Raw genomic sequence first — 508 nt, forward strand, 5'->3', positions numbered from 1 at the left:
AAAGCGGTACATAAGACCATCTGGATTATTTGGATTGGCACATCCACCCAAAAATACCACGAGTGACATCACTAGCAAAATTAGCGATAGGCGTTTATTTTTTAAACGGCTTGACAATACTTCACGTCCTTTAATTTATATAGTTATTTGATTCTTGTTTAAGTGTCTTGACTAACGTTACTATTGTAGCTAATTTAGGAGGTTATTTCAATAAACCGTGCGAAATTTCACCATTTCCTCACTATTGAAGGTTTCAACGACTTGGATATTGTCGACATGGGCGGATGGGTTTTCCGGCATTTCTTTGACTTCTTCAATAAAAGCGCGCAAGGTTGCATCATCTGCTTGAACAAGAATTTCGACTGATCCATCGTTCTTATTCTCCACAGTTCCCGCAACTTTCATTCTCTTGGCGATTCTTTCCGTAAAATAACGAAAGCCTACACCTTGCACACGTCCGGTTACAACAATTCTACTTGTTTTCATAAATATCCCTTCTTTCATTATT

The 508-nt window shown here is 38.0% G+C and carries 1 protein-coding gene; it reads right to left on the bottom strand.

The window, feature by feature from the left end; all coding sequences use genetic code 11:
• Positions 1–207: 207 nt before the first annotated feature.
• The coding region (locus ACRCJ0_RS19475; RefSeq protein ID WP_431391875.1) for an acylphosphatase at positions 208–508 on the bottom strand (301 nt) is incomplete at its 5' end.

Source organism: Aerococcus sp. L_32 (assembly GCF_050689315.1).